General features: G+C 56.5%; 11 protein-coding genes. 8 read left to right on the top strand and 3 right to left on the bottom strand.

Translation table 11 applies throughout. The annotated features are described in order from the left end of the window. Nucleotides 1-20 precede the first annotated feature (20 nt). The 4 genes from QMG40_RS14550 to QMG40_RS14535 all read left to right on the top strand — a co-directional run bounded on the left by QMG40_RS14550 (nt 21) and on the right by QMG40_RS14535 (nt 7187). Nucleotides 21-1184, top strand: a complete 1164-nt coding sequence (locus tag QMG40_RS14550; RefSeq protein ID WP_283531822.1) for an ArdC-like ssDNA-binding domain-containing protein — start codon at nt 21-23, stop codon at nt 1182-1184. Nucleotides 1185-1446: 262 nt separating this feature from the next. Next, nucleotides 1447-4845: a serine/threonine-protein kinase gene (locus QMG40_RS14545; protein ID WP_283531821.1), complete on the top strand. Its 3399-nt coding sequence runs from the start codon at nt 1447-1449 to the stop codon at nt 4843-4845. Next, the gene (locus QMG40_RS14540) at nt 4838-6166 is read left to right on the top strand and encodes a phospholipase D-like domain-containing protein (RefSeq protein ID WP_283531820.1); all 1329 of its coding nucleotides are present in this window, start codon (nt 4838-4840) and stop codon (nt 6164-6166) included. Before QMG40_RS14545 ends, QMG40_RS14540 begins: the two co-directional genes overlap by 8 nt. 172 nt (nt 6167-6338) lie before the next feature. Then, nucleotides 6339-7187: a hypothetical protein gene (locus QMG40_RS14535; protein WP_283531819.1), complete on the top strand. Its 849-nt coding sequence runs from the start codon at nt 6339-6341 to the stop codon at nt 7185-7187. Nucleotides 7188-7300: 113 nt separating this feature from the next. Here the strand turns inward: QMG40_RS14535 and QMG40_RS14530 are convergent, their stop codons facing one another. Genes QMG40_RS14530 through QMG40_RS14520 form a run of 3 tightly spaced genes read right to left on the bottom strand, consistent with a single transcriptional unit; the run spans nt 7301 to nt 11951 of the window. Then, the gene (locus QMG40_RS14530; RefSeq protein ID WP_283531818.1) at nt 7301-7816 is read right to left on the bottom strand and encodes a hypothetical protein; all 516 of its coding nucleotides are present in this window, start codon (nt 7814-7816) and stop codon (nt 7301-7303) included. A 29-nt stretch (nt 7817-7845) separates the two neighbouring features. Next, entirely contained in the window at nt 7846-11385 is a 3540-nt protein-coding gene (gene mobF, locus QMG40_RS14525) for a MobF family relaxase (protein WP_283531817.1), read from the bottom strand. 8 nt (nt 11386-11393) lie between these two features. Further along, nucleotides 11394-11951 carry a hypothetical protein gene (locus QMG40_RS14520; protein WP_283531816.1) on the bottom strand — a complete coding sequence of 186 codons (558 nt, stop codon included), beginning with the start codon at nt 11949-11951 and terminating at the stop codon, nt 11394-11396. A gap of 809 nt (nt 11952-12760) precedes the next feature. Here QMG40_RS14520 and QMG40_RS14515 point away from each other — a divergent pair. Genes QMG40_RS14515 through QMG40_RS14500 form a run of 4 tightly spaced genes read left to right on the top strand, consistent with a single transcriptional unit; the run spans nt 12761 to nt 21626 of the window. Continuing rightward, nucleotides 12761-15313 carry a hypothetical protein gene (locus QMG40_RS14515; protein ID WP_283531815.1) on the top strand — a complete coding sequence of 851 codons (2553 nt, stop codon included), beginning with the start codon at nt 12761-12763 and terminating at the stop codon, nt 15311-15313. A 2-nt stretch (nt 15314-15315) separates the two neighbouring features. Then, nucleotides 15316-16836, top strand: coding sequence for an AAA family ATPase (locus QMG40_RS14510; RefSeq protein WP_283531814.1), 1521 nt, complete (start codon nt 15316-15318; stop codon nt 16834-16836). A 54-nt stretch (nt 16837-16890) separates the two neighbouring features. Then, entirely contained in the window at nt 16891-19032 is a 2142-nt protein-coding gene (locus QMG40_RS14505; RefSeq protein WP_283531813.1) for a site-specific DNA-methyltransferase, read from the top strand. Continuing rightward, complete coding sequence (locus tag QMG40_RS14500; protein ID WP_283531812.1) at nt 19029-21626, top strand: DEAD/DEAH box helicase; 2598 nt, start codon at nt 19029-19031, stop codon at nt 21624-21626. The genes QMG40_RS14505 and QMG40_RS14500 overlap by 4 nt, the downstream gene beginning before the upstream one ends. The last annotated feature ends 202 nt before the right edge of the window (nt 21627-21828 follow it).

Below are 21828 nucleotides of genomic sequence, written 5' to 3'. Positions count from 1 at the left end.
TGATTGTGGAGGTAGTGGCAATGAGTGCAGAATCGTTGGAATCCATTCCTGAGCTTGGAAATGCAGTTGTGGAGCCCCATATAGCGCCACCACCAAGTCATATGGCACCGGCAGAACGAGTTGAAGCGCTGACACAGGGGCTCGTTGACCTGCTGGACCAAGCCGTCAATGAGCCATGGCGATGGCAAAAGCTTCTCGACAACTCAGCCACCTTGTGGCGATACTCCGGCGGAAACGCAGCCATGCTCATGGCGCAGATGCAGGAACGTGGCAAGGAGCCGCCCACATTGGTTGCCGGCTACAAAGAATGGCAACGGCACGGTCGATACGTGCTCAAGGGTGAGCATGCGCTCTGGGTGATTGCGCCAATGACTGCCCGTGCAGACTCAAACGAAGAAGGTGAGGTGGCAATGAAGCAAACCTTCAACGCGCCAGATGACCTGGCGGGCCACAGCCGGACCCGCATTGTTGGATGGAGGGGGCAGTCCGTCTTCGACGTTTCGCAAACTGAGGGTGAACCACTGCTGGTTCCACGTGACAATGCCGAACCTACGGCAGAGGCGAATATCGCCCACGATGCGCTGTGGGCATCATTGGTTGATATCGCAAGCGGCCGCGGATTTGCCGTGGACCTTTCTGACAGCCAACATTCTCTGGCCAGCGGTTACACGAACTTCACTTCGCACCAGATCAGCATTGGGGAATGGCTCGATGCCGACGACAGACTTGCCGTGCTTGCTCACGAACTTGGCCATGTCATGCTCCACGGTCCTGATGACGCTCTCGGTCAGCTCTACGGCAGCAGCGCTGAACACCGAGGCCTGGCGGAAGTCGAAGCCGAATCGGTTGCGTACACCGTGCTGAACGCCCACGGCATTGACCGTGGGCCGCAGTCCTCAAGTTATCTTGCGGGGTGGGCAGATGCCGTCATCGCAGCTGAAGCCGACTCCATAGTTTCGCCAACAGCTGGCTGCAAGCTGTTGTCCCGGACCGACATCGCCAAGTCCGTACTGGCACGCGTAGCAACCACTTGTAGGAATATTCTGGACCACTTGGACGATTCCGCTGTTGGTGGACGGTTGCCGGCTCTCACTACGAATTTTCTAATCAGAAATGGAGAGAAGTACGTTTCACCGGTGAGATCGTTGGAATGGACATTCCAACATCGACCTGCTTTGGGCTGACCAGCTGAAACGCGGCTTCGGCACTCCAATTGCAGCTCTCTTCGTGTCGCTCAGGCAGCCAATGGTGCCTCTATGGCTACACTCGAATGAGGCGGATTAGCCGCGCTGAGGCATTCGACATGGGCGGTGATTCGCACACAGTGACTTGATGCGCGTTGGTACTGCGCGGGGTGACGCCAGCGTAAGCTCTTTGGTGACTCAATTCACGAATGACTGTGGGTAGGGTCCGATCACAACTGGCACCATCGCGACAGGGGACCGAGTGGAACAAGTAGGCAAACATTTTGTGTTGGTCAATGGCGAGCAGCGCGTGGGAGGACTATCAACGGTCCGCCGTGGCTTCGATACGAGAGACGCTTCGCTCGTCGCCGTAAAGTTTGTCAGCGGTCCGAATGACGAACTCTCAAAGAAGGTTTTTGAGCGTGAAACTCGAGCCCTGCGAAACCTCAGCCACATCAATATCGTCAAGTTCCGCGAAGCCGGAATAGACGACACGGGTACCTATTATCTCGTGTTGGATTGGGTCGACCGCAATCTTGCTGACTTGCTAAAGGAGCGACCTTGGCAAGGCTGGGATGAGCTATATGCAACAATTGGGCGGCCGCTCATTGATGCGCTCGCATACGCCCATCTGAAACAATTCGAACATCGCGACATAAAGCCAGCAAATATCTTGATTGATGCCAGCGGCGCTCCGCTACTCGCCGACTTCGGCATAGCCAAAATTCGTGGCGACCAACTCCACAGTGAACTAACCGTCCAGCACTTCCGGTCTGGGCCCTATGCGCCACCGGAGCTAGAAGCTACTGTCCCCTATGTTCGTGATGTCTACAGTCTTGGCGTAGTTCTAATTCAGTGTTTGAGTGAATCGCTGATTCGCGACTTTCCGGATGTCAAGACGGCGCTTGAGTCCATCGATGTACCAATGGAGATTCGTGCACTTCTTGAATTGTGTGTTAGTCCTGACCCGACCGAACGGCCTGCGAACGGTAGCGAGTTAGCCTCAGAATTTCGAAAACTGGCCGGACAGCGTATTGCTCAGCAAGAAAAGCCCCGGAATCCAATCTGGCTCGACTTGACCCGTTCGGCTCAAGAGCAACTAGCTGGCGAACCGGTCGACAGGGAAAGGGCTGCTGAACAACTCCAGAGGGATCTTTCTGGTGAAGTGTTCGCTTCGTTCGGGCTGGACAGGGAAACTGGGAAACGCGACCGAAACATCATCTTTATATTTGGCTCGGAACATCGATATACGGTTCGCCGTGATTATTCTAGAAATTGCTATAAGGTCACAGCAGCTCCGGCATTGGAGCTTGAGGTGCTCGAAGGCGGTCGGCGTCACAGCCTCAGCCTGCCACCAATCTTCAGTTGGACGGTTCGCCAACCTGTAAACCGTTCTCTGAGCGACCACGCCAGCCAATCCCTCATCCAACTGATAGAGGACTTCTATGACCGTAAAGATGCGTCACACAACGAACCATCTCAACAAGCTGGTGATGAGCTTTTTGATCTATGGCTACGTATTCTCGATGCGAGAGAAGACTTAGCACGAGGCGAGCATAAGCCACTAACCTACAAGAAATTTCGTTCCGATGGACGCCGCACTTACTTTACATTGGCTGAACCTCATGAAAAGGAACTAGTCGGTACCGATTGGGAAATTGTAGACCAACACTCGGGCAGGAAATTCGGGCACGGTGAAATAATCGATCAAAACGCGGATCAATTGACCGTATTATCGCTTCGTACACTTAGTGGTCTTCCTTCGTTTGCTACTCTAGTTCCTTACGACCGGCCATCCGCCATTTCAATAAACCGCCAGCGAAATGCCGTACTCGCTGTAAAGAGTGGGACAACACCGAGCCCCGACTTGCGCAACATACTTATCGACCCAACTTCAAATGCTGAACCATCAGTCCCAGACATCACCGAATGGGCCAGCGAGTTGGACCCCATCAAGAAGCACGCCGTGCAGCTGGCACTCGGTACGAAAGAAATTCTTGCAATCCAGGGCCCACCAGGAACGGGAAAAACTCGTTTCATCACGGAAACGGTGACTCAGTTCCTGAGGCATCAGCCAGACGCCCGAGTTCTCATCGCCTCGCAGACTCACGTGGCCGTCGACAATGCCGTAGAACGACTTCATAATGCCGGTGTGCGAGGGCTGGTCCGACTGGCTGGAGTCGATGATTCGGTCGTTGAACCAGGCGTCAGAGAACTACTTCTAGATACCCAGACGCGCCGGTGGGTCGAAGATGTCCGTTCAAGAGCCGAAAAGAATATTTCCAATCGCGCCCATGAGCTGGGCATTGATGCTAATCACCTGCGCGCCGCACTGACCTTGGAGCAGTTGGCAGCCGTTTCGAGAGAACTTGAAACCGTGGAGCAGCACGTCGCCGATCTCATAGCGTCTCAATCAAGAAACGCTTCAGACCTTGCCACGGCCATTGAGGACGAAAACCCAACTGACCGGCTTCAAGCAAGACTCGATCAGCTTAACGATAGGCGAACAGAGCTTGTTGCAACCGCCCAAGCCGATCTGGCTGGCGACTTAACGATTCCGAACAATATCAAGAGCGCAGAGGCACAAAATGCCATTGATGCACTCCTAGGAAAGAGTCCGCGAGCCTTCGAATTGCTAGATCGATTGAAGCTCCAAGCAGCTTGGCTTGAAGCCATCGGTGCCGAGGATAGCCTGACCTCCATTTTCCTTTCAGGAACGTCAGTCGTTGCAGGGACATGCACGGGATTCCTGCGTAACAAAGCTGTGGGCCAGCTCGAATTTGATCTTTGTATCGTCGACGAGGCCTCAAAGGCGACCCTAACCGAGGTGCTGGTCCCGATGTCGCGAGCAAAGAGGTGGATTCTGGTTGGCGATACTCGCCAGCTTCCCCCAACTGATGAGGACCTTCTTCGGTCCTCAAAACTGCTCACGGAACACGAACTCTCAAAAGATGACGTTACTGAAACGCTATTCCAGCGACTGGTCGATTATCTACCCAAACATTCCCAAGTCATGCTCGAAGAGCAATACCGCATGGTGCGACCAATCGGTGATCTCATTTCAACCTGCTTCTATGACGGTCGTCTCCGATCACCGAAGACGGAAGGTCTGCCTGGATATGAAGAGGTGGTCGGTCGACCAGTAACTTGGATTGACACCGGCACTCTCGGAACGCATAGGCATGAGAGTGGCACAGAAAGTTTTGCAAACCGAGCAGAAGCGCAGCTCCTCGTTTCACAATTGGAAGCAATCGACAAGGCCGTGGACTTCGGACTTATTAAACCGCCGGATCAAGGGCAACTCGAGGTGCTTGTTATCGCTCCATATAAACGGCAGGTCGAAGAATTAAGGCGCAGGCTGGCTCCCAAGACATTCAAATACTTAACGACTGCAGTCATGTCAGTCGATGCCGTCCAAGGACGTGAAGCCGATCTAGTGCTCCTGTCGCTTACCCGTAGTAATCAAAATGGGAAACTTGGATTTCTTGGTGCCGACTACTGGCGCCGCATAAACGTTGCACTATCTCGCGCCCGATACGGTCTAACAATCATCGGTGATGCTGAGTTCATCAGAGGAACCAGCGGTGCCTTGCGCACTGTTTTGGAGTATATCGAGAAGCACCCCGCTGACTGCATAGTAAGGGCGGCCGACCGTGACTAGACAATTTCAAATACTTCAACGTCGATTTGGTGACGCGAGGCCAGGCTTGCAGCTCATTGCTGTCGAGAATGCCGCCATTCCAGTCACTGTTCTGCGATCCGACGTACTTGCGCAGGAGAAGAAGGAGCTACTCATAACAGAAGCATTTACTATGCGGTTCGTTAAATTGGGTGTCGACAACCCAGATGACATAGCCGCATATCTGGGATTGGAAACTATACACGTCCTAGAAGCAGCTGCTGCGCAGCTAGGTGAAGGCCATCTGCGGCGGCGAGACAGAGACGGGCGGCTGGCGTTGACGCCAATTGGAGCTGACGTTGTCCGTGAGCTGGCTGCAACCCAGCCCGTCTTGAAGCAGCTGCCAGTTGCATTCGATCGTTTGTCTTGGACTCTTGCTGATTACCAAGAACGCGACTTGATCGAGAAAAAAGACGCCCAGGAGAAGGGCATGACAATCCTTCCAGCGGCTAGAAACGCTCACATTGGAATCGACGATGTGAGTCCTTCAAGTTTTAATGCACTCTTCAAGGGCGACCGACTTCAAGTACTCAGGATTCACAAGGTGGCAGCAAAGAAGCATCGATACCTCCCCGTAAAGATGCTGGTTTATGCGGATGAAAACCGTCAAGAACTTGAACTCGCGATTTGCATCGAAGACGACTTGGCGACTGCCCACGGACTAGCCCTTGACAGTATCGGTGCCGTTGAAAGGCTGGGTTTGTCGTTTGGACAGCCGGCCGAACGGCCAATGTTGGAGCCAGAGTTGGAGGCCCTGAGAACTGAACCTAGCAACAACGGCACCCAAGAAGAACTGCTTGGCATGGATCGTACAGGCATCGATAGCTCGCCCACCGCCCTCGTTAGGAGTGTTAGCGTCTTCGAGCACGCCGATCTGCTGGCCGATGCTCTATCGACAGCCAAGCAGCGGATCCTATTAATTGCGCCATGGGTACGTCAAGCTGTGGTCAACACCGATTTCGTCGCGAAACTAGAGCAACGGCTCCGCGCTGGAGTAACGGTGACTATTGCACACGGATATGGTGACGATGACAGTGGCTCTGACGAATTTGCCCTCAAGAGGTTAACCAATCTGGCAGGCAGATATGAAAAATTTACATTTGTGCGCGTTAGAAACACCCACGCCAAAATACTCATATTCGATGATATCTGGGTCAGTACTAGTTTCAATTGGCTGTCCTTCCGGGGAGATTCAGGACGGACATATCGCATGGAGGAGGGGACACTTGTGGGTATCCCCGATCGTGTCGAGAAAGAGTACAAGCGATATCTTGAACTTATCGATGCTCAGCGTTCCTCCTAACATGTGCACAGTTTAGCCCGGAATCACGGTGTGCTACTTTGGGGAAATTCCACTACGAGTGTTAAAAGAGTAGATTTCTTTCTCGATCCAAAATTGTTCCGACAGGGATCGGCCGTTGTCCCAATCGTTAATAGGGGCTTCTTCACTGCACCAGTCCTACTAGAAAGTTGCCATGAACGACAGCCGTGAGCGGGCACAACTCCGTTTGTCCCTGATTGAGAATGCTTATGATTCCCTTAATGAGTCCTTAGCCTATGTAGAGGCCGCATCGGCAGACCCCAAAAGATGGAAGTTTGCTGTCCTCAATCTCGTTCACGCGGTGGAGTTGGTGATCAAGCAGCGCCTGCGCGATGAGCACGACCTGTTAATTTGGGAGAACGTTGATCGGCCGGGCAAGACTGCTTCGCTGGACACGGCACTCACCCGTTTGTCCAACATACGGGTGGGTGTTCAGCAGTGGGAAATGGACGCCATCAAGACTGCGATTCGATGGCGGAATAACATAACCCACTATGAAGTAGATCTCATCGCCGAAGAGGTAAGACAGAACTACCTCCTCATTTTTGAGTTTCTCGATAGCTTCCACGATCAGCATTTCGACGGATCGCTTTCCGAACGAATCAGTGATGCCCACGTGAAGACTGCGATGGCGCTGGTTGAATCCTTCAAGAAGGAATTCATTGAGTTCCGCGGGCGTCGAATGCATCGGAGATGGCCGGGGCGTTTGATTGCCGCCCAGTCAACTACGAAGTTCGAGTATCAGAATTCCGATTTCTCACGGCTTTGTTGGAGCGCGGAGATACATTGGTCTACGTGGATGGAGCACGATTCCCCGCTTGACTACTGCCCTGATTGCGCCGCAGCCATCGGCGAGTTTCATGGACCGAGCTGCGACAAGGAAGAGTGCCCTCGTTGTAGCGGTCAACTGCTTTCATGCGAGTGCGACTTCGACGAGAGTCCCTTTTGGTTACTTGAGGAGGCTAGTTTTGACGAGCCTCCTGCCGCAACTGTGAAGGAATGATCCACGACTCCACATGTTCGCTTCTATCGAAGCAGGCGAGTGCTTCGAAGCGGTGGCCGTACTGGATCGATAGGTTCTTATCGAGCCGTCCGAGACTCTGAGAAATTCGGCAGTTATCTCAACAAAGGGGCTATAGCGCGGCAGTCGTTTTCGGCGATTCTATACGTCGGTGGCCAGGGCTGGCCGACGTGCACCTGCATTGGGTCGGGGGTAATGAGAACGACTGAGCCGGGCCAGTATGTTCCGCCCCTCCCTTCAATCCATGCTGGCTGTGTATATCCGAACTGGTCCCAGTTTATGGTCACCCAAGCACCAGTGGGCTGGACTTCTTGGACGCTGAGGACTGTGACCTCGGTTGTCGTTCCGCCGGCAAGACGGGCAGCCTCAAACTGCTGCCAAAGCAACTGAGCACTCACATCCCAAGCCCGGGCACGGCGTACTTTGAGCGCCCAGCGAAGTGCCAGCGCCACCGAGAAACCTGCAAGCAACGTGGTGATGGTTATCAGCCATGGTGGTGCTGGCCAGTTCGCGAGTGTTGCTGGCACCAAGTAGAGCGTGCACAGGCCAATGGCGACGCTCCACATGACGAGTGACGTCGAGGGAACTGTTGGTCTGATCATTGGGTTCATGACCGCACGACTTCCTTTCGACTTCCAGTTTAGAGCGTGGGTCCGACAGGGATAAAGGGTTGGTGCACAATCGGTGCTGGCAGTCCGGCCGCACGTTGCCCCAACGAACGAGGTGCGTGTTCGTTCAGCGATTGAATCCGCCGCTGCAGGGACTCTCGCTGGGCTGACTGTTCCCACTCATAGTTGGCGGGAACTGCACCAAGCGGATCTGTGGAGGTGGCAATCTCCCAGCGGTCGCGGAATGCCGCAACCTCACTGACAGTCTCAGCCCGATGCTCCGGGTTTACCGTAGTTCCGAGAATTGTTTCCAGCGCGTGGACCCACGGAAATCCAACGCTGAGTGCTTCCCTAGCCACTCGGTCACGGCGTTTGATCGTGCGGGCGCGTACCTGGCCGATCAAGTCTGCAAGGTCCGCGCGCTCGGTGAATAGCGGCTCGTCAAGGACATCCGGAGAAGCTTCCGAGGGGCTATTGCTGGCTGTCTGGCGAAGGCGTGCATGAAGGACTGCCATTTGATCCTGAGCATCGCTAGGATGCCTCAGGGCACGTTCCAGAACTCTTTGAGCAGCAGCTGGATTGATAGACATTGCTCGTCGCCAGGCGGCTACCCCAGCGCCCCAAGACGGCGATTCCTGAATGTGAGTGACGACGCCGGGCATCACCTTTGAGATAGCCAGGGTCAGGTTTTCGGCGGCGGCTAGCTGGGCAAGGTAGTCGTACTCGGCCGCAAGTCGCTGGAGGGTGTCGCCCTTGGCAATTTCCGTAGCTTGAACTTCGTGCGCAGAACGCTCGGCTCCCTCAGCGGCTAGGACTTCGCCGAGGATCTGTCGCCAACTGGCGGTTGGGCCACCCGGCTGTGGTTCGTCGAGGGCGGGGTCGGACTCGCATACGTAGACGGTGTTGCTGTTGCGGCCGCGAGTCATCCCGACGTAGAACAGCTCGCGGGTGAGGCAGCCTTGTGTCAGGACGATGTGGCTGGTGTCCACGGTGATGCCCTGGGAGCGGTGGGCGGTGGTTGCGTAGCCGAGCTCGGCGGAGGTGCCGAGATACACGGAGCTGAGCATGATCTTGGCGCCGGTGTCCGTACGCCGGGCGGCGACGGTTCCGTCCCTGCATGGACGCTTGGTGATCCGCAGGAGAGTGCCATTGCGGAGATATTCGCCGTGGCTGTCAATCAACGTGCGGTTGTTTTTTCGGGCGATGATGGTGTCGCCGCGGCCTGCAGCTAGACCATCGGCGAGGGCGACGGTGTGCTCGGCATCGACGCGACCCGATTCAACGAGCTCGGCGTGAGCGCGCTCGTTCAGGGTGGTAACGGTATCGTTGTCCGGGGCGATCAGGATGGAAGAACTACCCGAGCCCAGATCGGCAGACCAGCTCCGGTAGGCATTTTCAACCATGTCCGTGTAATCGCCGTACCGGATGCGCTCGTGAGCAGAGTAAAGGTCGACGGCGTCGATGTTACCTTCGCGCAGTTGAAGCGACGCCGGGCCCTCCCAGCTGTGGGTGAAGCGGTGAATGGTGGTGAGTTCCACGGCTTTGCCGTCACGGTGCAACCACCCGAGCATTCCACCGGCGTCAATTGCGTCGAGCTGAGCGGGATCGCCTACTAGTAGGAGTTTGGCACCTGCATCTTGGGCTTGGTGGACCAGACCGGCGAGTTGGATAGTGGAGATCATGGACGCTTCGTCGATGATGACGAGCTGGTCCTTCCTGAAGCCCCAGATGGACTGTTGGAGTGACAACGCTGCCAGTTGTGCTGCAACAGCTGTATGGCTGGTTCGTGGCATTGATTCCAGAGCGTGGAACCGGTCGGCACGGTTGTTTGCTCCTTGTCCTGCGCTTTCATAGAGCCACTTGGCGACGTTTTCTGCCGCAATGCCGAGCTCTTTGCCAAGAACTTCGGCGCTGGCTGCGGCTGGGGCAAGTCCGACGACGCTGCCCTCACCATGGGTGTTTTCCCACACGACCTTGATGGCAGCCATAGTGGTGGTTTTCCCGGATCCGGCAGGGCCCACAATGGCGTCAAGCTTGTTGCCGCTACACAGCACGTTTTCCGCAGCGGCGAGTTGGTCTGGGGCTAACCCGTAGCCGGCCGTGTGGCGGTAGTTGAGGAGTTGATCGCATGCTGCAGCAACACGGACAGTAGGCCCATCTGGTGTGCTCCGGGCTTCCACGACAAATTGCTCACTGGCTAGGGTGCTGGCATCCGTGTAGAGACGAGCTCCGGGGAAGTCAAAGACGGAGTGACCAGCGTATTTCAGATCATCTGCAGCAGTCACAGGAAGGCCGTAACGGGTGTTGTTGAGTGGTACTGATTGGGATTCTGCAGCAGTAGTGACTGAGTCGATCAGGAGCCGGCGGTCGGCGGGGGACTGGCAACGGATGCCGGCGCAGACACGCTCGGATTCTGCGAGGAGATTCCAGCGGTTCCACGTGGCCCGACGCTGGGCGACTCCAGCCCTGACCATGGTCGCGACCGCATCATTCCATTCCAAAGAGACGTCTGAATATCTGACAGGCCGTTGTCTGGAGCGTTGAATCGTATTCTCGACGACGGCCCTGGGAGTTTTTCCTGTGGCGATGGCACGCTGTTGCCAGCTTGCGCGAAGTTCTGTCAACGGTCGTGGGGATTCGTCCTTAGGTTGTCGTGTCGTCAACGTGGCAATTTGGCGGAGCCTGACGACGGTGGTGGAGCTGGGTCGTTTGCCGTGATCGGCAGTCCAGAGCAGTGTGAGCCTGTCTGTTTCAGCATCGATGAGTCTGCTCCGGTTGGAAAACTCCTTGATGAGCTCACGATCGATTCCGGTCAATTCGAGACCCGAATTGCGCTCTACGTTAGTGGGGGAGCGAAAGTCTGTCACTGTGCCCAGAACCCGCTGGAGTTCGTCCAGAAGCAGTCCGTTGTAGTGTTCGCTTGCTGCGACGACCGCCTTATAGAGCGTTCGGGAGTCGACGGTAGTCCATGCACCGTCAGTACTGCGTTGAACGCGATTGGCAATGACAAGATGAGTGTGAAGTTGTGGATCGCCAGCCCGGGACTCCCAATGATCGAATGCCGCAGCAACGGCACCTGTTGTACCAACGTGAGCCACCCCGTTCCGCCCAGTCCTTGTGTGGATGACCTCATTCTCAAGCCAGGCAAGCACGGACTCCACCGCACGGTGGTGCGCAGCTACGACTTGCTGCTTGATATCCTTGTCCGCGAGAGCCCATAAAACAGAGACAGATTTGGGGACGCTGAACGTCAGGTCAAACCCAGCCACGGCATGGCGCTGTTGTTCTTCGCCATTCCGGTAGGCGACCGTGGTTTGGCCATGGGCGCGGCCAAGTACCACTTGTCTGTCGGGATGCTCCGCGAGTGAGAACACCGCTTTGGCATCAGCTCCAGTCACAACTTGATGCGGACTGCGATCGATGCCAGCTAGACCCTGCCCGAGCCATTTGCCTGGCGGTGTCCCAGCTTTGACGTAATAGCTGGTGGCGTCATTGAGTGGCTTGACCAGGTCGTCCTGCATAGTCGTCTTCAACAGATACTTCAGCCCAGCAGCTGCCGTAAGTCGCGACATGGAGACAGTCATTGCTCGGGTACCAGAATGCTGGTCTGCCAACCACGACGCTGAAAGATCTCCTTCGTAGCCTTGTCCAGAGGGAGACCCAGCCGCGAGCACAGCTCCATCAGCCGACCTGCAATCTGCGTGAGCTCCTGAAAGTCGGCGCGCTGGCCATGGATCAGGCGAGCATTCTCCAGCTGCAGCTCGGTGATCTGGGCCTTCAGTTCCGGGACTTCACAGGCGATTTCGACATTGATTGACGCAAGGTCGCGCAATCGGGTGCGTAGAACATCGGTCTCACGCTCATTCCGGTTGGCCTGAAATGTGAGTCGGTCCCGAGCCTTCCGTTCTGCCGCATCCAGCTGCATCTGAAACTTGGCCATCGTTACTTCCAGGATGACGCGGTTCTCGATGACTGCAGATTCAAGCTGCGCTCGCAGTGTCTGGGTAGTGTCGGCGTGGTGCCGGTTTCGCCACTCTCGATCTCGGTGCCGGCGTGAGCAAGTGGGTGAACAGTATTTCTGAGTTGTGCGACGCGGCTCAAAGGCGATTCCGCAGAGCCTGCAAGTTGTAGTTTCCATGCCAGTTCATGGGGCAAAAGGGGATCAACGACGTGCTTGACCGTCGTGCCGAAAACCGACGGCCAGGACCTTGGATGCCAGACGTGTGAAGGATATTTTGGTTTCGACAGCATTAGGGTAGTTTGAGCGAATTTACTGAGAGGACTGGCATTGATGGCATATGGCTGTAGCGGTGTTGGGAAAGGGAGATGGTGGTGGCGTAGGGGAGTGCTGCATGAAGTTCTCATGCGGTGCGGGAACTCCTGTTGGGGATGATTCATCGGATGACGATCCGAATCCACTTCGTTTCGTTGGAGTTGAATCCTGACCGATTATGGTGGTCAATGGATTCGGGCCCTATTCGTGGTGGATACTGTGACTGTCTGCTGACAGGAGCCTCCAACCGTGCAGTCTTCGGAGTGCGGTTGCGTTGGAGTGGTAGACGGCAGGTATGCCGTGGACCGCTACCTCTCATTGGGGGATCCAAGCCCCTCCGGCGACTGTGGCGTAATTGGTCGCCGTGAAAGGTCAGCCGTGGATTTTGCTTCTCTAAGCCACGCCCGCATAATCAGAGGACTGTTTCACTTGATGTTGAGGAAACACCAAAGAATCAGTGGCGGCCGCTTGGCGCCGTGAGCGAAAGGTTGGGGATGGCGCTCGAAGTTGTGGGAGGTGGCTCTGGCGCTGTTGCGTCATCAACTCATGCGGCGTGTGGACGGTTTCGTGGCACCGATCCACTAGTTACCGGGATGACTCGTCGTAAGCTTGCGAAGTCGGTGGGCGTCGCAGATACTATGGGAACGATTCCACAGGCGCGATGGATGCGTGCGATGACGTTCGAACGGATGGTTCGCAATGAAAAATTTGCCGGGCAGATTGCAACACGTACCGTAGGCGCACTGTCTCTCGACCGCCCGACTGAGGTCGTCACCGTGGACGCCAACTCACAAGTTGACCGGACGGCACGAGTGCTCGAAGCAGCGCACGACCGTGCCATCAAGACTGGCGCAGCCACTCTCGTATTCCAGCTGGCGGTGCCGTTCGTCGGGTTCGAAGGGACGCGAGCAACTGATGTGATGCCCGACTTCGCAATCGTTGCACCAGCGCTAGGTGACAAGACCTCATCTTGGCTAGTGATGGGCGATGCAAAAGACTATGAACGTATACGGTCACGCATCAATGACGAGCGCATGCTCAAAGGATTCCTACAGGTCGCAGTTGGAGCGGAGTCAGCCCGAGTGTGGTCGCGCCTTCCCAAAGGCATGGGGGTGCACACTTTCGGTGTTCTCGTAGTGCCTAAAAATGCGTTCTTCCAGCCTGAACCGGTAGTAGAAAACCTGCACGACTACCAAGAAGAAGTAAGGTTGCGCATCGAGGAACGTCGCCGCGAAGCTAATGAATCCGGTCACGAACCTGGCCAGGACGTACGGTCGCTTGTTGAACATCTCGAGGCGACATTCGACCCAGCTTCGTGTACGAGCTGCACGCTATTCTCCTACTGTCGCAATGAATTGCGCAGCTCGCAAAACCCCTCAGACCTGTTGATTGAGATTGGCGTCGGCCGCGACATGCGTGGCCAGGCGTTGGGTCTCATCGACGGTGTCACCGAGGTTGGTCGCGTTCCGGCATCCACGGCAGCGAATATTGCAGCAACCCTAACAGGCGTGGCGCACTTGACGGGACAACGACGCGTCGACCAGGCCGGGATGCCGGGAACAGTCAACGTCGTGATCGTCAAATCAGATTCTGCACCGCTCGATGTTCACGGTATCGGCGTGCAGCGCGTCTCAGACGATGGACGAGGAGAGTGGGAATACACGATCTTCGATAACCCTCAGTCGCTCGAAGCGCGCCGATTGATCGTGAGGCGCGTCGGTAACGCGCTGAACCACTCCATGCGTGATCAGCGTAAGGCTGCAGGGAACGGAATACCCGATTCTGTGCACCTCTTAGTGCCTGACAGTGACACGGCGGACGTACTTGTATCCATAGCGGACAACCTCGCGGGCATTGAACTGAGCCGCCTACGATGGCAACGCGACAAGGAACAGGGACGTCCGGTCTTGACCTACGATGGCGATCCAGCAACGGTCCCGCGTGCGATTTCCGAAGTAGAGCGTACTGCCATCGCATTGCTGCTCGAAGAAGACCGTGCCCGTGCGTTCCAGCTGCGATCGACTGTCATCGATCTGCGAAAGGTCCTCGCACATCGAATCGTCGCCGGCGGGCCGAGTATGAACTCGGGTCGCCTCGACTATCTCGTCGGTTGGGCCGAGGCTCGGGGAGAGGCGCCGATTGAACATCGGTCTTTCGCTGATGAGATCGAGGAGTCTGTGCACACTGCAGGAGGCAGGTTGACGACCGCGGCGTCCGATGCGATCCACAACGCGCTCGTGGGTCGTTCTGGCAAGTCGAACGACGCACCCGCCGCTTATCCCGTGCGGTACAAGGACCTTGTAACCGAGGAACTGGAGTACAAGGCACAGATCCTTGAACGGGCACTGGACTCTCTCGAGGGGTTTCAATCGTCCACGTTGCGCGCGGTATACCGTGCGATTGAGTCCGATGCGCAGGTGGTGTGGCGGCGGCGTCTTACGCTGCATGCGTCTGATCTAGTGCGCTTTGGCCGTACATATCGACCCTGGCGCAACTCTCTCGTGCCGATGATCGAGAGCGACGGAACCTGCGCCTCTCAGCTATTTGCGCTGTCGAATCCACAAGCGGCACGCGACCTCGCGTCCGACGCTGGCAACCGCTTCGTTTCCTTTGCAAAGGTTGTGTCTGTCAACCCGCTGGTGATCGACGTAGATTCACGTCGCATCACTGCCGAATCACGTGTGGTGCTACTTGCCCACAATGGCGAGGCGTGCGCTGAAATGCCCGGCATTTCAGTCGATTCGAAAGGGCGTGGAACCTTCAAGATTGATGGTCTTGCGATAGGGCCGCTTGAATTAATCGACGATAACTTCCCGAAGCGACTGTGCTGGGATCCGCAAGTCGTTCCCGTGGTGGCGAGGGGCGATGAATTGGTGGTTGCAGACTTTGCGTGGTTTTCCGCGTTGAAGGGAAACAGGTGGCTTTCTGTGCAAAAACCGCTGCCAGACATGACGGCGGCGCCGAAGGGCGATTGTCTACCGGAATCTTACGGCGACGAACCTCAGGCGCACCTGTGGTGTTGTCGTCCGCATGAGGACCGTGAGGCCGAGTTCGCAGATCTGCTCGCCGACAGACGGGCACGGGGTGAACTTAATCCCGAGACGTGGCCACCGGTACGAGACGACGACGGGTTCGAGGTCTCGTCGGACGGCGACGCGGCCGGAAACCCATTCGAACTGGGCCCGCTCCCTGTGCCAATTGACCTGACGATTGACGACTTGGAGTGACTGTGGAACATAAAGAGGCGAGCCACTTCGCTGACCCGCTAGTTGTCGCTAACAGCAGCGTGCACCACGAAGAAGCCGCGGTCCTCAACAGCCGTGTTGCCGATGAAGCTAGTGTCGAATTGGCAGACATGCTGTCGGGCGTATCGCCGATGGAACGCATGCTGCTCAAGGCAGCGGCCGGCGCTGGCAAGTCGTATGCGCTCAAGCGACTGGTGGTCGAGGCAGCACAGCATCCGCGAGATGAACGCATCGCGGTCACGGCGTTCACGAACAAACAAGTGCGGCCGCTCGCTATCTCACTGGGGGAGTCGCTAGGCAAGAACGCGGTGGCTCTCTTGGCAAGTAAAGCTGCATACGATGAAATGCCGGCTGAGGTGCTCGAATCCGCAACAGTAGTGACCTCCACAAAGGACTTGCCAAATACTGTGAAGGTTGTGATTGCTACTGTTGCGCGCTTTGGCGCGATGGGAGAGATCAAACGCTTGCGTGACCACTTTGGCGCGGCAACGTACGGAGCCAATCCCTTTGGCTTGTTGTTCGTTGACGAGGCCTGGCAGATCGCACACCATCTCTTCGACAAGGTAACGAAGCTTGCGCCGCTTTGGGTGGGTGTGGGCGACGTCGGACAGCTGCCTCCACTCGAAATCGGCGAAAATCCCTGGCGTGGCGACCCCGGGTACAACCCATATCGCGCCTGGCCCACCGACTACAACAAAGATCCGCGTACTTGGTCCAAGGAACTGCCGGCCGTATGGCGCCCAGCGGTCGGACATCTCGCGTTATGGAGGGCCTTCTACCCGGAATGGGAGTCGCTCGACTGCGTCGCGGGACCGGGCGATCGATCGATTGACATCGGCTCGATGGACGAAGACCCAGCCGCGATATGGCAGCAGGTGGGCACAGGCGTGCCGACCCTGCTCGAAGTCGATGGACTGCCCCAACCAGAAGCCGCCGACATCGACCTTCCGTTGATGGGTCTCGTGGAGGCTCTGCTGGAGGAGTTCTTTGCGGCTGAAGCATCGCTTATATCGGCTGTTTACGACAACGATGTCTCCGGGCGTTCGACTGGAACATGGGAGACCACACGCCCCCGTGGGGAGCACATGGACCCGATGGTCACGATCCTGGCGACGCGGAACCAATCGGTAGACGATGCTATTGAGGCAGTCGAGCGTCTCCAGAAAAAATACGATCTGACCGACCGGGACATCGTCGCATCGACGGTCGACTCTTGGCAGGGCCAGACGAACGGCATCACTGTCGCAATTCACCCCCTCAACGGCGCGACTGACCTAGATGCTTTCAACTCGGCCTTCGGGCGCCTCGCCGTAACGTGTACGAGGGCCACACATGGGCTGTTGATAGTGACACGACCGGGGCTCGATCAATTGCTGGCCGCGGCGCCCGCGCGTCCGGGTACACCTTTCGGCGAGCCGGGCACTAGGCAACTGCCGCGGCAGACTCACGCACGTATCCTCGCGACATTTGCGCGTAGCACAATTGATGTGTCGGATGACGAGTGATAGGCCTCCAGCTGGAAGAATTAAAACCAAATCCGTTCCCGATGAAGGAGAGCCGTGTCCCGGCTAAATGATCTGCTGAGGCGGCTCGAAAACAGCGACCCCGCCCTCGCAAAAGATTTGAAGCGCGAGGTAGACGCCCTCGCCGGGCGACGCGCGTTTGGACTGAATTTCGAGCGCCATGTGCCAGAAGCTGTTCAACTCCCAGGACGACCCGTACGGCGCGGCGACAAGGTGCGCATCCTCCCTCCACGCGGATCGAAGGCGAGTTCGGGCGACGGTACGTTGTGGCGTGTCCTTGCAATCTTGAAAGATGGCGGGGACCTCCGCACTGCGTCTCTCCAATCGATTGACGGCACAGCGGAACTCAAAGAAGAACTAGTTGAGGATCTGGTAGTGGTCGCAGAATTTCGGGATCCCATCTATCCAGGCCTCGTCTCGACTGGCAAGGTGGAGCGAGGCGGAAACAAGCCCTACCAGGTTGTCATTAATGCTGAGAACTACCATGCTCTCCAGACACTTCTCTTTACTCATCGTGCAAAGGTTGACGCAATCTATATCGACCCGCCATACAACACAGGAGCGAAGGACTGGAAGTATAACAACGACTACGTTGACAGTGAGGATCTATACCGCCATTCTCGATGGTTGGCGTTCATGGAGCGGCGGCTGCATCTGGCAAAAGGGCTTCTGAACCCCCTCGATTCTGTGTTGATAGTTGCGATCGACGAGAACGAGTTCCCTAGGCTCTTGTTATTAATAGAACAGCTCTTCCCGGAAGGTCGAATATCGACGATTTCTGTGTCGATTAATCCAAAAGGAACTCCGGAAAATGGGTTCGCGAGAGTTGATGAATACCTCATCTTCGTCGCATTTGGTGATGCCGCGCCCGCGCGTGTATTTGATCCGATGCTTGGTGAGCCTCCTGCGACCGATAGCGTTCGTGTGCGTTGGAGAGGCTTGACTCGAACGGGGGCAAACGGCGTTCGTTCAAAGTCGCCCGGAGCGTACTATCCGATATTCATAAGTACAGCTGACGGAAGTATTCATAGTTCGGGTGAAGTTCCTCCTGACGGTGACGACGGGCTTGACATTGTTGCTCCGGCCGGCACTGTCGCCGTTTGGCCGACTCCTCGCCCCAACGGAACGCCCGGCCGCTGGTCAGTTATCAAAGAATCGTTTGACGAACTATTTTCACAAGGTGCCGTCAAGACTGGACGGGTAAGAATTGAACGGGGAGAGTTCCCTCTCTGGTATCTCACCGAACCGATGTTAGAAAAGCTCAAGAATGGTGAAATTGTTGAGACTGGGCGGGATTCGCAGGGGGCAATGATTGTTGAATGGTCAGACGCTACCAACAAGAAATCAGCCCCCCGCACATTGTGGCACCGTGCAGCTCACAGTGCGAGTGAACATGGCACCGGGATTCTTGCCAAGTTGCTCCCCGGAGTCGCATTCGATTTTGCGAAGTCATTGTACGCAGTTGAAGATGCCTTGCGTTTGTACGTGGGAGACAAGCCCGACGCAATTGTCGTCGACTTCTTCGCAGGTTCCGGGACGACGGCGCACGCGGTCGCGCGTCTTAACCGGCAGGATAGTGGCAGGAGGCGTTCTATTAGTATCACAAACAATGAGGCAAGTGAGAGTGAAGAGCTACGGCTCCGGCGTGAAGGATTTCGGCCCGGTGACGATGAGTGGGAACAGTGGGGTATCTGCGATTACATAACAAAACCCCGAGTCGCTGCCGCAGTCACGGGCACGACTCCGTCTGGGAATCCGATCCAAGGTGACTACACATTCACGGACGAGTTCCCGATGGCTGACGGATTCGAAGAAAACGTCGAGTTCTTCACTCTTACATACGAGGCGCCGCTACGTGTTTCCTCCAATCGCGAGTTCGCGAAAATCGCACCTCTGCTCTGGTTGAGGGCGGGCGCCGAAGGTCGTCGCATCGACGACATCTCCTCCGGATGGGAAGTCACAGATACCTATGGCGTCATTGTCGATTTAAACCAGGCGGGAGCATTCCTCCAGGCCATCGCAAAACTGGAGGGGATCCGGATTGCCTTTATCGTGACGGACGAGGATCGTTTGTTTGAATCAGTGGTGCGCGAACTGCCTGATGGCGTCGAACCGGTGCGAATGTATGAGGCTTACCTGCAAAACTTCGAGATCGAGACCAGCAGGAGCGCGCTGTGAAATTTACCCTAAAAGATTATCAAGAAGACGCCGTTGATGACTTGCTGACCTCCCTCGAACGAGCGCGTACCTCTTGGCAGCGTGACGGAATCGAAACGTCGTTGGCGCTTACTGCTCCAACAGGTGCGGGCAAGACCGTAATAGCGGCCGCGGTGATTGAGGCCCTGTTTTATGGATCTGAAAAGTTCAACATCGAGCAAGACGAAGGAGCCGTGGTCATTTGGTTTTCGGACGACCCGAACCTGAACGACCAGACCAGAATGCGGCTAATGGACGCATCGGAGAAGTTCACCTCCTCCGACCTCGTTACCATCGAGCCGCCGTTCTCCAAGCCTAAGTTGGATCCAGGCCGCGTGTACTTCCTCAACACGCAAAAATTGTCGAAGACTTCGAAGCTCACACGCGGCCACATTGTTACAGATGAGAATCAAACTGATATCTCGGCGGTCGGAGTTCCAGATCTGCAGGGTTACACGCTCTGGGAAACGATCTCCAACACAATCCAGGACGATGATCTCACCCTCTATCTCGTGCTCGATGAGGCGCATCGTGGGTTCAATACCACTACCAGTCGTGACAAGACTACCCTCGTGCGTCGCCTCGTTCAGGGGCATTCAGGCTATCCATCTGTCCCTATCGTGTGGGGAATTTCGGCGACCATCGAGCGCTTCAACAGGGCAATGGGGGAAGCTGACGCTTCCAAGGATCGGCGTGCTTTCCCCGCAGTCATGGTGGATCCAGTCCGAGTGCAGGAGTCTGGGCTCGTCAAAGACGTTGTCAGTCTTGACATCCCCAACGAAGCAGGAAATTTCGACACAACGCTCGTGAAGCTTGCGGCACAGAAGTTAGTTGCTTCAGCCGATCGGTGGGCCGACTATGCGCAGGCTCAGGGCCTCACCGAAAGAGTCATTCCGTTGCTCGTACTTCAGACACCGAATACTCCTGACCATGAAGCGATCGGTCGGGCGCTCGATACCATAGCTGAAGTCATGCCCGACCTATATAGCGGCAACGTCTCCCACGTGTTTGGCGAGCACACCCGTCAACACTTCGGAGGCTGGGACGTTGAATGGATCGAGCCGCAGCGCGTACAGGATACGTCTTCCATCCGTGTGCTTATCGCGAAAGACGCGATTTCGACTGGGTGGGACTGCCCCCGTGCAGAGGTGATGGTGTCGTTCCGTCCAGCGAAAGACAGTACTCACATCACGCAGCTCCTAGGCAGAATGGTGCGAAGCCCGCTGGCCCGTCGTGTGCCTGGAGACGAGGCACTCAACTCAGTGGAATGCATCCTCCCGTTCTTCGACCGCACGACCGCCGGCCAAGTTGTTCGGTACCTGACGGGACAACTCGAGGAGATGCCCGGCGGTGTCGGAGGCAAGAAGATCTTGCTCGACGGGCGAGAGCTGCGACCGAACCAAGATATCCCGGAGGCTGTCTGGGAGGTCTGGGACACCCTGCCGACGCAGACGCTTCCGAAGCGCGGTGCTCGCCCAGTGAAGCGAATGGTCGCTCTCGCGCAAGCCTTGGCGATGGACGGTGTTCAACACCGTGCCTTAGCTGACGCGGAGGAGGAGATGCACTCAGTGCTCGACGGCTATTCTGCTCGATACCAACAACTACTCGACAAGCAGATCGACGACGTGTGGCGAGTCAACGTGCAGCAGATCTCGGGCACCTCAGGGTCTACCAAGCTTAGTTATCGTGACTTCTCGATGCGCGCCGACGACCGAGCTATTCGCTCGGCCTTTGAGGAGGCTAAGAAGGCGTTCGGTGCCGATATCGCCCAGTCATATGTTAATCACCTTGCGGGCACTGACGAGACGGACGACGACGGATTGCGGGACGCATACGTCAAGACCGCGGCGCTAAGCATGATCAAAGAGATCCGCGAGAAAGTCGATATTGAGGCCAGCCAGCTGGTCGACCGATGGTTTGCGCAGCATCGTGTATCGATCAAGTCCCTGCCCGACGTACGCCAGCAGGACTATGAAGAGATCCGAGCCATGACAATTCTGCCTCAGAAGGGCGAATTGGGGAGGCCTCGTTCTCGAATGGAGGATTATCAGACACTCGATTCTGATGACCAAATCGCTTTGGCGCCTCTTGCAACCCTTCACCTAATGTCGGACGAAGAGGGGTTGTTTCCATTGTCGTCCCTCAATGCGTGGGAACGGAAAGTGGTGGACGTCGAGCTCAAGCGGCCAGGGGCCCTTGCCTGGTACAGAAACCCTCCGCGTTCGGCGGTAGATTCGCTCGGAATTGCCTACCGTGACCCACAAGGTAACTGGCGTAGCATGCACCCCGACTTCGTGTTCTTCCACGAGGTCCGCGGAGAGGTGAAGGCATCGATCGTAGACCCACACGGAACGCATCTCGACGATGCGGTAATCAAACTGAAGGCCCTCGCAGAGTTCGCGAAGGATTTCGGCGATGCATTTCACCGGATTGAGGCTGTCGCCATGGCGGGGAGCTCGATGCGGGTTCTAGACATGACGATTCCCGCTGTCCGTGACGGAGTGCTCTACGAGGACAAGCCTGCCATGGAATTTTACAGATCGGACTTTGCCGTCGAATTCGAAGGGTTCCATTAAGTCGTGGCGAGGCGGCCACACCCCCACGGCACGACGTTGGTGGTGCCCCGCACATAAGCCCCACCTCGCACACGCGGCCCATGCGGCGGCCCGGCATCGGATCGAAAAAGCCGCGGCGGAGGCTGTGGATCGTAGCGATGATTTGTTTATCGGCCGGTGGGATAGCAATTAAGACGAAATCGAACTCAAAGCCTTTGTGCCC

The organism is Arthrobacter antibioticus (assembly GCF_030063205.1).
GTDB lineage: Bacteria > Actinomycetota > Actinomycetes > Actinomycetales > Micrococcaceae > Specibacter.
Note: the sequence above shows the minus strand (reverse complement) of the source record. Positions and strands in the feature narration are given on the sequence as shown.